Genomic DNA, 12,282 nt, shown 5'->3' on the forward strand with positions numbered 1-12,282 from the left:
ATCGAGGTGCCCGTCATGTCCGCTGCCCCGAACCGCCGTTTGGTGGCGGTCGTCCTGCTGGTCCCCATGGTCGTGGCGCTTGCCCTCTGGGCCTTCGCCTGGCCCGCCGCCCGCATGGCGCCCCGCGATCTGCCCATCGGTGTCGCCGGCTCCGCACCGGCGGCCGACCGGCTCCAGCAGCAGCTCGAACAGCGCGACGGCGCCTTCGAGATCCACCGTTACGACTCCGAGGCCGCCGCCCGCACCGCGATCGAGGGCCGGTCCGTATACGGCGCACTCGTCGTCACCCCGCATGGACCCGAACTGCTGACCGCGTCCGCGGCAGGCCCGGCGGTCGCCCAGCTGCTGCACGAAGCGGTGACCGCGTCGGCCCCCGCGGGCACCACGGTCCCGGTCACGGACGTGGTGGCGGCGCCGGCGGCGGATCCACGGGGGAGCGTGCTCGGCGCGAGCATCCTGCCCCTGGCGATCGCGGGCGTGGCCACCGGTTCGGCCGTGACGCTGCTGCGGCTGCGCGGTGGGCGCGCGGCCGCGGCACTGCTCGGCGTGGCCACCCTGGTCGGCGCCATCGCCGCCGCGCTCACCGACAGCTGGCTCGGGGTCATCACCGGAGACTGGTGGAGCGAGGCGGGGACACTCGGCCTCACGGTGCTCGCCATCGGCGGGACAGTGGCGGGGCTCGCCGCCCTGATCGGACCGGCGGGAGTCGGCCTGGGGGCGCTGCTCATGGTGCTGGTGGGCAATCCGTTCTCCGGCGTCACCAGCGCGCCCGAACTGCTCCCCCGGCCGGTCGGGGTGATCGGCCAGTGGCTGCCGCCGGGTGCGGGAGGTTCCCTGCTGCGCTCGGTCGCGTTCTTCGACGGGCACGCGGCGGGCGGCGCGGCCCTGACGCTGGCCCTGTGGGCGGTACTCGGCCTGGCCGCGGTGATCATCGGCGGCCGCCGACGGCCCCCGGCCCCGGCCGCACCCGAGGCCGCACCCTCGCGACAGCCCGCACTGGCGGGCTGACACCGGCCGAAGAGGTCGTGCACCCCCCGAAGCCGGGTGGGGTGCACGACCTCTTCGCGTTCGGTCAGTTGCCCGGGCCCTGCCGGCCCCGGTGTTCCGCGGCGATCCCGAAGCGGTGCCGTTCGCCCGGAGCGGACGCCGAGGAGCCGATCGAGGAGACCGAACTGATCACCTGCTCCTGCTCGGCCGCCTCATCGCTCTCGAGTCGCTCCAGGTCAGCAGCGGAAACGAGCGCCACGAGCGGCTTGCCGTGCCGGGTCACGACCACGCGCTCGCCGCCGTAGACGACTCGGTTGATCAGTTCGGCGAGCTCAGCTCGGGCTTGCGTCACCGGAATCTCGTAGGCCATGCTCCCATCATAACCTTCTGTACGTCCTGTACATTTTTTACAGAAGCGTGTGCGGGCGCCTTCCCGGCCCCGCACGCCCGGAGGAGAGGCCCGCCATGCACCGCCCCGCCGCCCGCCACGTACTGCCCGAGTTCACGGAGCGCACGTCCCAGGGGACCCGCACGCTCGACCCCTACTCCAAACTGCTGGCCGAACGGGTCGTGTTCCTCGGCACACCCGTCGACGACACGGCGGCCACGGATCTGATCGCCCAGTTCATGTACCTGGAACACGACGCTCCCGACCGGCCCGTCTCGCTCTACATCAACTCCCCCGGCGGCTCGTTCGGCGCCATGACCGCCGTGTACGACACCATGGCGTTCCTCACCTGCGAGGTGGAGACCTTCTGCCTCGGCCAGGCGGTGGCCGGTGCGGCCGTGCTGCTCGCGGCCGGAGCCCCGGGCAGACGCCACGCGCTGCCGGGTGCCCGGGTGATGGTGCAGCAGCCCGAACTGGCCGAGCCGGTACAGGGGCAGCCGTCCGACCTGGAGATCGAGGCGCGGGAACTGGCCCGCATGCGCGAGACCCTGACCGGCATGCTGGCCCGTCACACCGGCCGCCCCGCCGCGCAGATCACCGCCGACACCGAGCGCGATCTGATCCTCGACGCCGAGGGCGCCAAGGACTACGGGCTGGTCGACCACATCGTCCGGAACCGCGGCCCCCTGCCGCCGCACCCGGTGCGGTGAATTCATCATGCATTCACCCGAGTTCGCGCCCCTGCCCGCCCTGACCCGGGCGGAGGGCGAGTTCATCGACCGCTATCTGCAAGTCCTCGACCAGGTGGGCCGGATCAATCCGGCGCACGGAGGCGACACGTACGGCGCCCTGCGCGCCGCCCAGGCACTGGCCTCGTACTCGGTCGCACTGCGGGACGCGCTGGTGTTGATGCACGAGCGGGGCGAATCCCGGATCCACGCGGTCACGTTGACCCGGGCGCTGCGCGTACTGGACGGCGAACGGCGGGCCGGGCGGGTCACCGTCCCGCCCGGCCCGCCGAGTTGATCAGCTCCCCGGCCCGACACGCCCGACGCGTCGACCCAGTTTTCTCGCTCGTTCGGCGTAGGCGTTACTTCGCACGAGGGACAACTCGATTTGCACTTTCGAGGTGGACTATGGGTGAAATCCCCCGTTCCGCCGCTGGTACCGCACCACCCGGCGCGTGCCTACAGTTCTCCGAAAAGCCATCTACCCACCCGAACGGGGTAATCGTGACGAGCCTCACATATGGCTGTTTCGCCTCGGAAATCCGGCACTGGGTGAGTCAAGATCCCTGGGACGACAAGCCCCCGCCACCGCGGCGGGGCGGTCCGGGCGGACGCCGAGTCCTGCCGCCGTCCGGATGCCTGGTCGACAGGAGTGGATCGGCAGGAGTGGAGGACCCAAGCACACGGGCCGACCGGACTTCCGGTTGTCCCTCGGGGTGAAGCCGCATCTGCGGCCGGGCGACTTCGCCGGCCCGAACCCGACAGGTCATCCTTCACAGGCGGCTGACGAAGGGTTGCGCATGACTGCGCAGGTTCATGTCCCGTCTCTGCTTGCCCGGGCCACTACGGCCTCGCTGATGACTCTCGCCGCCGTCGGCGGCACGTTGTTCGTCCCCGGTGCCGTGACCGACGCCCAGGCCGCGACTCATTCGATGAAGGCCCTCAACATCGCCGCGTCGAAGAAGGGTGCGCCGTACAGGTGGGGCGCCACCGGACCCAGCCGCTTCGACTGTTCCGGGCTGACGCTCTACTCGTTCAAGAAGGCCGGGAAGAAGCTCCCGCGAACGGCCCAGCAGCAGTACAACAAGACCCGCCACATCTCGTCCTCCAAGCGGCAGCGCGGCGATCTGGTCTTCTTCCACTCCGGCCGCAGCATCTACCACGTGGGCATCTACGCGGGCAGCGGCAAGATCTGGCACTCGCCCAAGACCGGGGCCGTGGTCCGCCTGGAGAAGATCTGGACGAAGAGCGTCTACTACGGGCGGGTCCGTTGAGGCCGCTCCCCCGGTGCGCCAAGGGCAGGCCCACCGAAGCCCGCCGCCCCCGCCGATGCCTCCGCGTCAGCGCAGCAGCGGGCCCGTCACCAGGACCACCCCCAGCACGGTGAGTACCGCGCCGCTGCCGCCCTCGATCGCCCGGGCGGTACGCGGCCGGCGCAGCCACCGGCCGAGCCGGTCCACCAGCAGCGCCACGGCCGGGAACCAGATGAGCGCCATCAGCACAACGATGGCGGCCAGCAGCAGCGTCCTGGGCAGGGGCGCGGCCCCGGCCGGCACGAACTGCGGCAGGAGGCTGAGGAAGAGCACGGGCGCCTTGGGGTTCAGCGCGTTGGTCAGAAAGCCCTGACGCAGCGCGCGGGCGGTTCCCTGAGTGGCCCGCCCGCCGTCCCCGTCCCCGTCGCCCGCCCCGGCGTCCCGTGCGGACCCGGCGCGGAGCCGAGCCGCGTACAGGGCGCTGATGCCCAGGTAGAGCACGTACGCACCACCGAGGAGTTGGACCGTCCGGAACAGCACCGGCACCGCCACCAGCACAGCGGCGAGTCCGGCGACGGCGAGCGCCGTGTGGACGAGCAGGCCCCCGGCGACCCCCAGCGCGGTCGCCACCCCCGCCGTGCGCGAGACGAGGGCGTTGCGTACGACGACGGTGAAGTCCGCGCCGGGCAGTGCGACCATGACGGCGGCGACCCCGAGGAATGCAGTCATTTGAGCGTCCATGGCTCCACCCTGGCCCCGAACAGCCTTTAGCATGTACTTGCAATCTTCTGGGTCTGCCAAAAGGAACGCTTAATGTACGACCCCACACGGCTCGCGGCGCTGGTGGCGGTCGCCGAGGCCGGTTCGATCACCCGGGCCGCCGCCCGCCTGGGCTATACCGCCCCGGCGCTCTCCCAGCAGCTCGCCAAACTGGAGCGGGAGGCCGGGGCGGCGCTGCTGGTGCGCCACCACCGGGGCGCCCGGCTGACGGCGGCGGGCGAGCTGCTCGCCGGGCGCGCCCGGCGGGTCCTCGACGAGATGGAGCAGGCCCGCCACGAACTGGCCGGCCTGGCCGGGCTCTCCGGCGGTCGCCTGCGGGTCGGCACCTTCACCACGGCGGGCATCCATCTGCTGCCGCCGGTGCTCAGCTCGTTCCGCCGGGCACATCCGGACGTGGAACTGACCGTCACGGAGTACGAGCCCCCGGGCGGAGTGGCCGCGGTAGCGGCGGGCGAGGTGGATCTGGCGCTGACCCACGCCTATGAACCGGGCGCCGCGACAACGCCGCCGTCAGGTGTCCTGTCCGAGCCACTCCTGGTCGAGGAGCTGGTGCTGATCACGGCCGTCGGGCAGGTGCTGGCCGACGGCAGCGGGCGGCTGCCGGTGACGCGGCTCGCGGGACGGCCCCTGATCAGCAGCGCGCCCACACATCCGCCGCGCCGCGGTGTGGAGAGCGCGCTCGCCGAGGCGGGGGCGCTGCCTGCGGTGGTGTGCGAGTCGCCCGGCTATGCGCTGGTGTGCGCGCTGGTCAGTGCGGGCATCGGGATGGCGGTGGTACCCGAGATGGTGGCGGCGATGTCGCCGACTCCGCTGTCCGTACGGCGGTTGGAGCCGGCCGCGTTCCGCCGGACGATCTCGGTGGTGCACCGCGGCGACCGTACGAGCGCCGCGGCGGCAACGCTGCGGGCCCTGTTGCGCAGCGGATTCGGACGGGCCGCGGCGCCGCAGTGACCGGCGTGCACGGACGGGTCGGTCACAGCTGGGCGGGCAGGTGCCACGGCAGCGCGATCCAGACGGTCTTCCCGCCGTCCGCTGTCGGGGTGACGGTCAGCCGGCCCCCGTACTCCTTGGCCAGCGCACGGATGATCACCATGCCGCGGCCGTTGTCCTGCTGGACGGCCGCCGGAAGTCGCTGGGGCCAGCGGGGGTGACTGTCCGTCACCCCCAGGCGCAGCTGCTCCTCCCGCTCCAGCCGAAGGTCCACGGTGAAGGTGGGTGACTGTCCGAAGGTGTGCTGGACCGCGTTGGTCGCGAGCTCCGAGACGATGAGCCGGACCGTGTCACCCGTGTCCGTACCGTCGGGCAGTCCCCATTCGGCCAGTACCCGGGCGACATATCTCCGGGCCGATGAGACCGAGACCGGCTCGCTCGGCAGAGTGACACGTGCTTCTTGATGGTCTGCCATGGCGAGCCGTCCCTTTCCCACCCGGAAGCGACCCCGCGATCGGTGGTCCGGGTTGTGCTTCGCGCCAGATTGCCACTGATGCTGCCCTCTGTAACGGCGATCCACCAAGATATGCATATATCTGTCGCTCAAAGCGGTGAACTCTGCCCCGGATGCCCCGTCAGGGCGCCACACTGTCCGCTCGGCAGGGAGTGGGAGGGAGGCACCACATGCGGCACGGCCCTGCGGTGCGACGCCGCAAGCTCGGGGAGGAGCTGCGGAGTCTGCGCCATGCGTCGGGACTCACGAGCCGGGACGCGGCCCGTCTGCTCGGCTGGCACCAGTCGAAGGTCAGCCGGATCGAGACCGGCGTGAGCGGAGTGCAGCCCGGTGATGTGACCCGGCTGCTCGACGCGTACGGCACGGACGACCCGAAGTTGCGCGAGGTCCTGGAGGCGCTCGCGGGTTCGGCAGGCGGCGGGGGCGCGGGATGGTGGCACGCGTACCGCGGCCTGATCCCGCCGCAGTACCGCGACTTCATCAGTCTGGAGTCGCAGGCGCGCACCGCCCGCACCTTGGAGACTTCCGTGGTGCCGGGTCTGTTGCAGACCGCCGACTACGCCCGCGCGGTGACGCGGGCTTCGCTCGACGGGCTGCCCACCGGACAGCTCGACTCACTGGTGGAGGTGCGGCTCGCGCGGCAGGGGGTCCTGCGGAGTGATCCCCCGCTGAGGTTCAGCGCGGTGCTGGACGAGGCGGTGCTGCGACGGGAGGTCGGCGGCCGCCGGGTGATGCGGGAGCAACTGCGCCATCTCAGCCGAGTGGCCCAACTACCTCACGTGCGCCTTCAGTTGCTGCCCTTCTCGGTGGGCGGCTATGTAGGCCTCACCGGTCCTTTCGTTATCTTCTCTTTTCCGCACACTTCTGATCTGGATGTGGTCGTTCTCGACCATTTGATGAGTAGCCTCTACCTGGAGCGGAAAGAAGACCTCGAGGCGTACAGCTCGGCCTTCCGCACTCTGCAGGCACACGCGCTGTCGCCGGAGCACTCGCTGGACCTGATCGCCGCAATCGACCGCGACGGTCAGTGAACCCGGACTGCCCGAGGGGGGCGTCATGTCGGATTGCCTCGCACAGCACGCGTTACGGTGGCGGCGCAGCAGCCGCAGCACGGGAATGAACAACTGCGTGGAGGCCGCGCCGTTCGGCGGCCGGCGACTGGCCGTGCGCGACTCCAAGGACGTGTCCAGGCCGCCTCTGCAGTTCTCCGCCACGGCCTGGACGTCCTTCGTCACCGCCCTGAACGGCGGTTCCGTGCGCTGAGCCCGCGCCCGGGTGCTGCGGGGTGACGGTTTCCCGGCGTGTCAGCGGGCCGGAGCGGTCCGCCGTACGGCCGGCGTGTCAGCAGGCCGGAGCGGTCCGCCGGACGATCGCCACCGCGTGGGCGATCTGTTCGTCCGTCAGGTCGGCGCGCGCGGTCAGCCGCAGCCGGGAGACGCCGTCCGGCACGGACGGCGGCCGGAAGCACCCGACCGCCATGCCGGCCGTACGGCAGTCGGCCGCCCAGCGGACGGCCGCCTCGGCCGAGGGTGCGCGTACGGAGACCACGGCCGCGTCGGGACGGACCGCGGTCAGGCCGGCGGCGGTCAGCTGCTCGTACAGTGCGGTGGCGACCGTACGGGCCCTGTCCGCGCGTGCCGGTTCGCGGCGCAGCAGCCGCAGGCTGCCCAGTGCGGCGCCGACGGCGGCCGGTGCGAGCCCGGTGTCGAAGATGAACGTACGCGCGGTGTTGACCAGGTGGTCGATGACGCGGGCCGGGCCCAGGACCGCCCCGCCCTGGCTGCCCAGGGACTTGGAAAGGGTGAGCGTGGTAACGATGCCGTCGCCGCCCGCCAGACCGGCCGCGGCGAGCGCGCCGCGGCCTCCCTTACCTAGCACTCCCAGACCGTGCGCGTCGTCTACGAGGAGCGCGGCACCCTCCGCGCGGCAGGCGTCGGACAGTTCGTCCAGCGGTGCGGCGTCGCCGTCGACCGAGAAGACCGAGTCCGTGACCGCCAGCGACCTGCCCTGGTGCGCGTGCAGGGTCTTGCGCACCGCCTCGGGGTCGGCATGCGGCACGACGGCGGTCTCGGCCCGCGACAGCCGGCAGCCGTCGACGATCGAGGCGTGATTGCCCGCGTCCGACACGATCAGGGAGCCCCGGCCGGTCAGGGCGGTGAGCGCCGCGAGGTTGGCGGCATAGCCCGACGACAGCACGAGGGCCGCCTCGAAACCGCAGAAATCGGCCAGTTCGCGTTCGAGCTCGGCGTGCAGCTCGGTGGAACCCGTGACCAGCCGGGAACCGGTGGCGCCGCCGCCCCAGCGGCGCGCCGCGTCGGCCGCCGCGGCGGTCACGTCGGGATGCCGGGTCAGGCCGAGGTAGTCGTTGCTCGCGAGGTCCAGCAGTTCCGGTTCGGCGGCTCGCGGCCGGAGCGTCCGAACGAGTCCGGCGTCCGCGCGACGGCGAGCCTCCTCGTCGATCCAGTCGAACGGGGCGAAGGACATGGGCAGGTCCCTTTTGTAGGCAGCTCACAGACCCTAACCGCGCGCGCAGCCGGGCATGGTGTGGCAATGCACACACCCTCTGCGGGCTCTGTTGTCCGGTTCCTCCTTGGCTCGGAGCGGTGCCGTGCGTCAGGATCATCGCCATGGACCTCCTGAACACGCTGGTGGACAAGGGGCTGCGGCGCGAGCTGCCGACCCGTGAAGAAGCGCTCGCCGTACTGGCGACCCCGGACGACGAACTGCTCGACGTGGTGGCCGCGGCCGGAAAGGTGCGCCGTCAGTGGTTCGGACGGCGGGTGAAGCTGAACTATCTGGTCAACCTGAAGTCCGGGCTCTGCCCCGAGGACTGCTCGTACTGCTCCCAGCGGCTGGGATCCAAGGCCGAGATCCTGAAGTACACCTGGCTGAAGCCCGACGAGGCGTCGAAGGCGGCGGCCGCGGGAGTGGCCGGTGGCGCCAAGCGCGTGTGTCTGGTCGCCAGCGGCCGGGGACCGACCGACCGCGACGTGGACCGGGTCTCGCAGACCATCGAGGCGATCAAGGAACAGAACGAGGGCGTCGAGGTGTGCGCCTGCCTCGGACTGCTCTCCGACGGCCAGGCCGACCGGCTGCGGTCGGCGGGCGCCGACGCCTACAACCACAACCTCAACACGTCCGAGGGGACGTACGGGGACATCACGACCACCCACACCTACGCCGACCGGGTGGAGACGGTCCACCAGGCCCAGGCCGCCGGGCTCTCCGCCTGTTCCGGGCTGATCGCGGGCATGGGCGAGAGCGACTCCGACCTGGTCGACGTGGTCTTCGCCCTGCGTGAGCTCGACCCGGACTCGGTTCCCGTCAACTTCCTGATCCCCTTCGAGGGAACCCCGCTCGCCAAGGAGTGGAACCTGACGCCGCAGCGCTGTCTGCGCATCCTGGCGATGGTGCGGTTCGTCTGCCCCGACGTGGAGGTACGGCTGGCGGGCGGGCGCGAGGTGCATCTGCGTTCGATGCAGCCGCTCGCCCTGCACCTGGTCAACTCGATCTTCCTGGGCGACTATCTGACCAGTGAGGGCCAGGCGGGGCAGACCGACCTCGACATGATCGCTGACGCCGGCTTCGAGGTGGAGGGAGCGGGCACGACGACGCTCCCCGGCCACCGGGCCGACGCGGGAGGCGGCTGCGGTTCGCACTCCGGCGGATGCGCGCCCTGCGGCGACGGCCCGGAAGCGGAGGCCGCTCCCACTGAAGCCGCCGCGGACCGGACGGCACGCACCGACCTGGTAGCGGTCCGCCGTCGCGGGGCGGGTACGGATCTCGCACCCAATGCCTGAGCCGCTCTCCCCCGCCGGGCTGCGGGCCCTGGACCGGGCCCATGTCTGGCATCCGTACGGTCCCATGCCGGGCCGGCAGGAGCCGCTGGTTGTGGAGTCCGCGTCCGGCGTACGGCTCCGGCTGGCCGAACCGGCCCATGGGCAGCACGAGTTGGTCGACGGCATGTCGTCGTGGTGGTCAGCGGTGCACGGGTACAACCACCCGGTGCTGAACGAGGCGGCACGCGACCAGCTGGGCCGGATGAGCCATGTGATGTTCGGCGGCCTCACGCACGAGCCCGCCGTGCGCCTGGCGGCCAGGCTGGTCGAGATCACCCCGGAGCCCTTGCAGCACGTCTTCCTCGCCGACTCCGGCTCGGTGTCGGTCGAGGTGGCCGTGAAGATGTGCCTTCAGTACTGGCGTTCGGCGGGTCGGCCGGCCAAGCAGCGGCTGCTGACCTGGCGCGGCGGGTACCACGGGGACACCTGGCACCCGATGTCGGTGTGCGACCCCGAGGGCGGTATGCACGAGCTGTGGTCGGGGGCGCTGCCCCAGCAGGTCTTCGCGGACGAGCCGCCGGCCGGTTTCGACGCGGAGCCGGACGCCGCGTACGCCACGCATCTGCGTGAGCTGATCGCTCACCACGCCGACGAGCTGGCCGCGGTGATCGTGGAGCCTGTGGTGCAGGGAGCGGGCGGCATGCGCTTCCACTCACCCGCCTACCTGCGCGTCCTGCGCGAGGCCTGCGACGCGCACGACGTGCTGCTGGTGTTCGACGAGATCGCGACGGGCTTCGGGCGCACGGGCAAGCTGTTCGCAGCGGAGCACGCCGGGGTATCGCCCGATGTGATGTGTGTGGGCAAGGCGCTGACCGGCGGCTATCTGACAATGGCGGCGACGCTGTGTACGACCGCGGTGGCCGACGGCATCTCGCGCGGCGAGGTGCCGGTGCTCGCCCACGGCCCGACGTTCATGGGCAACCCGCTCGCCTCCGCGGTGGCCTGCGCCTCGATCGAGCTGCTGCTCGGCCAGGACTGGGAGCAGGAGGTGAAGCGGATCGGGTCAGGCCTCCGGGACGGCCTGGCCCCGGCCCGGGAGCTGGCCGGGGTCCGCGATGTGCGGGTTCTGGGTGCGATCGGCGTCGTCCAGCTCGATCGCGAGGTGGACATGGAGTCCGCGACCCGGGCCGCGGTGCGCGAGGGCGTGTGGCTGCGGCCGTTCCGCGACCTCGTCTACACCATGCCGCCGTACGTCACAGGTGACGACGATGTGGCGCGGATCTGCCGTGCCGTGTGCGCCGCGGCGCGGGAGGGCTGAGATGAGCGTTCTGGTGGTGACGGGGACGGGCACCGAGATCGGCAAGACGGTCGTGACGGCGGCCGTGGCGGCAGCCGCCGCGGGCCGTCGGGTGGCGGTACTCAAACCGGCCCAGACGGGTCTGGAGCCGGGAGAGCCGGGTGACGCCGCCGAGGTGGCGCGCCTGGCGGGCGCTCATGTGACCGCGGTCGAACTGGCGCGGTTCCCCGAACCGTTGGCGCCTGCCACCGCCGCGCGGCGGGCCGGGATGGCACCGGTCCGACCGTACGAGGTCGCCGAGGCCGCAGAGAAGCTGGCGGCCGAACACGATCTGGTATTGGTCGAGGGTGCGGGCGGACTGCTCGTACGCTTCGACGACGACGGCGCGACCCTGGCGGACGCCGCACGGCTGCTGGCGGCACCGGTCCTGGTGGTGGCGCCGGCCGGGCTCGGCACGCTCAACTCGACGGCGCTGACCTCCGAGGCGCTCCGTGCCCGCGGGCTCGACTGCCTCGGGGTGGTGGTCGGCAGCATGCCGGCCGAGCCGGACCTGGCGGAGCGCTGCAATCTGTCGGACCTTCCGGTGGCGGCAGGTGCCCCGCTGCTGGGCGTGGTTCCGGCGGGCGCGGGAGCTCTGGACCCTGCGGAGTTCCGCGCGCGTGCCGGAAGTTGGCTGGCGCGGCGGCTGGGCGGGAACAGGCCGCCGGACTGAGCGGTGCACGGCGCAGGACGGGGTGCGCCGAAGGGGGCAGAATCGAGGTAGCCGAACGATTCCGGCCGAGCGGGCCTGCGGGGCGCACACCCTCGCTCCGGCCCGCGCGGGCCGGCCCCCGTCGAGGAGGTCCGTCATGCGGTTGCGGAGCACGAAGATCCAGAAGGACGCGGTGCACCACCCCGTCTTCGCCCGTTTCTACGCCCGGCTGAGCGTAGCCGCGGAGAACGCCGCGGGGCTCGCCGGAGTGCGGGCCGAGCTGTTGTCGGGGCTGTCGGGGCGGGTCATCGAGATCGGGGCGGGCAACGGCCTGAACTTCTCCCACTACCCGCCGGCGGTGTCCGAGGTGGTGGCGATCGAACCCGAGCGCACGCTGCGGCAGTTGGCGGTACGGTCCGCGCTGCGCGCCGGAATCCCCGTGGACGTGGTGCCGGGCACGGCGGAGGCGCTGCCGGTGAAGAGCGAGGCGTTCGACGCGGCCGTCGCCTCGCTCGTGCTGTGCACCGTACGCGATGTGCGGCAGTCGCTCGCGGAGATCCGGCGGGTCCTGCGGCCCGGTGGTGAGCTGCGCTTCTTCGAACATGTGCGGGCCGACGGCCGGGCCATGGCGGCAACCCAGCGGGCACTGGACCGGACCTTCTGGCCGCTGGTCGCCGGGGGCTGTCACACCTCGCGCGACGCGCTGGCCGCCATCGAGGCGGCCGGATTCACGGTGGAGTCGTACCGGAAGGTCAACATGCCGGAGCGCGGCATCAGGCTTCCCACGTCCTCGTGCGTGCTGGGCATTGCGCGACGGTCGGCCGTGGTGGACCGGGGGCGGCAGGGGCTGCGCTGACCACGGTCACGGAGCCCCCGCCACAGGGCCCCGGCCTCACAGGCCCCACTGACGCAGCTCGTCCATGCTCACGCGAACC

15 protein-coding genes and 1 riboswitch are annotated in these 12,282 nt (G+C 71.9%); of the genes, 11 read left to right on the forward strand and 4 right to left on the reverse strand.

Annotated elements, in window-relative coordinates:
* Positions 1 to 15 precede the first annotated feature (15 nt).
* A complete protein-coding gene (locus ACIBJG_RS11010) occupies positions 16 to 1,008 on the forward strand; it encodes an ABC transporter permease (RefSeq protein ID WP_399306840.1) in 993 nt (330 codons plus the stop codon).
* A 64-nt stretch (positions 1,009 to 1,072) separates the two neighbouring features.
* Here the strand turns inward: ACIBJG_RS11010 and ACIBJG_RS11015 are convergent, their stop codons facing one another.
* A complete protein-coding gene (locus ACIBJG_RS11015; protein WP_399306843.1) occupies positions 1,073 to 1,357 on the reverse strand; it encodes a type II toxin-antitoxin system Phd/YefM family antitoxin in 285 nt (94 codons plus the stop codon).
* A gap of 95 nt (positions 1,358 to 1,452) precedes the next feature.
* Here ACIBJG_RS11015 and ACIBJG_RS11020 point away from each other — a divergent pair, with 95 nt between their 5' ends.
* From ACIBJG_RS11020 to ACIBJG_RS11030, 3 genes are all read left to right on the forward strand, one after another.
* Positions 1,453 to 2,085 carry an ATP-dependent Clp protease proteolytic subunit gene (locus ACIBJG_RS11020; protein WP_399306846.1) on the forward strand — a complete coding sequence of 211 codons (633 nt, stop codon included), beginning with the start codon at positions 1,453 to 1,455 and terminating at the stop codon, positions 2,083 to 2,085.
* A gap of 7 nt (positions 2,086 to 2,092) precedes the next feature.
* Complete coding sequence (locus tag ACIBJG_RS11025) at positions 2,093 to 2,401, forward strand: hypothetical protein (RefSeq protein WP_399306849.1); 309 nt, start codon at positions 2,093 to 2,095, stop codon at positions 2,399 to 2,401.
* Positions 2,402 to 2,705: 304 nt separating this feature from the next.
* Positions 2,706 to 2,900, forward strand: a riboswitch (cyclic di-AMP (ydaO/yuaA leader).
* A 3-nt stretch (positions 2,901 to 2,903) separates the two neighbouring features.
* Positions 2,904 to 3,377, forward strand: a complete 474-nt coding sequence (locus tag ACIBJG_RS11030; RefSeq protein WP_399306851.1) for a C40 family peptidase — start codon at positions 2,904 to 2,906, stop codon at positions 3,375 to 3,377.
* Positions 3,378 to 3,443: 66 nt separating this feature from the next.
* Here the strand turns inward: ACIBJG_RS11030 and ACIBJG_RS11035 are convergent, their stop codons facing one another.
* Positions 3,444 to 4,097, reverse strand: a complete 654-nt coding sequence (locus ACIBJG_RS11035; RefSeq protein ID WP_399306854.1) for a LysE family translocator — start codon at positions 4,095 to 4,097, stop codon at positions 3,444 to 3,446.
* A 72-nt stretch (positions 4,098 to 4,169) separates the two neighbouring features.
* Here ACIBJG_RS11035 and ACIBJG_RS11040 point away from each other — a divergent pair, with 72 nt between their 5' ends.
* On the forward strand, positions 4,170 to 5,087 hold the full coding sequence (locus tag ACIBJG_RS11040) for a LysR family transcriptional regulator (protein ID WP_399306857.1): 918 nt from the start codon (positions 4,170 to 4,172) through the stop codon (positions 5,085 to 5,087).
* A gap of 22 nt (positions 5,088 to 5,109) precedes the next feature.
* On the opposite strand, the gene ACIBJG_RS11045 is transcribed toward ACIBJG_RS11040, so the two are convergent.
* On the reverse strand, positions 5,110 to 5,541 hold the full coding sequence (locus tag ACIBJG_RS11045) for an ATP-binding protein (protein WP_399306860.1): 432 nt from the start codon (positions 5,539 to 5,541) through the stop codon (positions 5,110 to 5,112).
* A gap of 209 nt (positions 5,542 to 5,750) precedes the next feature.
* Here ACIBJG_RS11045 and ACIBJG_RS11050 point away from each other — a divergent pair, with 209 nt between their 5' ends.
* Both ACIBJG_RS11050 and ACIBJG_RS11055 read left to right on the forward strand, forming a co-directional pair.
* Complete coding sequence (locus ACIBJG_RS11050) at positions 5,751 to 6,611, forward strand: helix-turn-helix domain-containing protein (protein WP_399306863.1); 861 nt, start codon at positions 5,751 to 5,753, stop codon at positions 6,609 to 6,611.
* Positions 6,612 to 6,636: 25 nt separating this feature from the next.
* Positions 6,637 to 6,843: a DUF397 domain-containing protein gene (locus tag ACIBJG_RS11055; RefSeq protein WP_399306867.1), complete on the forward strand. Its 207-nt coding sequence runs from the start codon at positions 6,637 to 6,639 to the stop codon at positions 6,841 to 6,843.
* Positions 6,844 to 6,921: 78 nt separating this feature from the next.
* Here the strand turns inward: ACIBJG_RS11055 and ACIBJG_RS11060 are convergent, their stop codons facing one another.
* Entirely contained in the window at positions 6,922 to 8,064 is a 1,143-nt protein-coding gene (locus tag ACIBJG_RS11060; RefSeq protein ID WP_399306869.1) for an 8-amino-7-oxononanoate synthase, read from the reverse strand.
* 143 nt (positions 8,065 to 8,207) lie between these two features.
* Here ACIBJG_RS11060 and bioB point away from each other — a divergent pair, with 143 nt between their 5' ends.
* The 4 genes from bioB (at position 8,208) to ACIBJG_RS11080 (ending at position 12,203) form a co-directional block, all read left to right on the forward strand.
* Positions 8,208 to 9,380, forward strand: a complete 1,173-nt coding sequence (gene bioB, locus ACIBJG_RS11065; RefSeq protein ID WP_399306871.1) for a biotin synthase BioB — start codon at positions 8,208 to 8,210, stop codon at positions 9,378 to 9,380.
* Positions 9,373 to 10,677 carry an adenosylmethionine--8-amino-7-oxononanoate transaminase gene (locus tag ACIBJG_RS11070; protein ID WP_399306874.1) on the forward strand — a complete coding sequence of 435 codons (1,305 nt, stop codon included), beginning with the start codon at positions 9,373 to 9,375 and terminating at the stop codon, positions 10,675 to 10,677. Before bioB ends, ACIBJG_RS11070 begins: the two co-directional genes overlap by 8 nt.
* 1 nt (position 10,678) lies before the next feature.
* Complete coding sequence (gene bioD / locus ACIBJG_RS11075) at positions 10,679 to 11,368, forward strand: dethiobiotin synthase (RefSeq protein ID WP_399306877.1); 690 nt, start codon at positions 10,679 to 10,681, stop codon at positions 11,366 to 11,368.
* Between the two features lie 136 nt (positions 11,369 to 11,504).
* Positions 11,505 to 12,203 carry a class I SAM-dependent methyltransferase gene (locus tag ACIBJG_RS11080; RefSeq protein ID WP_399306880.1) on the forward strand — a complete coding sequence of 233 codons (699 nt, stop codon included), beginning with the start codon at positions 11,505 to 11,507 and terminating at the stop codon, positions 12,201 to 12,203.
* Positions 12,204 to 12,282: the final 79 nt, after the last annotated feature.

The organism is Streptomyces sp. NPDC050422 (assembly GCF_044458665.1).
Classification (GTDB): domain Bacteria; phylum Actinomycetota; class Actinomycetes; order Streptomycetales; family Streptomycetaceae; genus Streptomyces.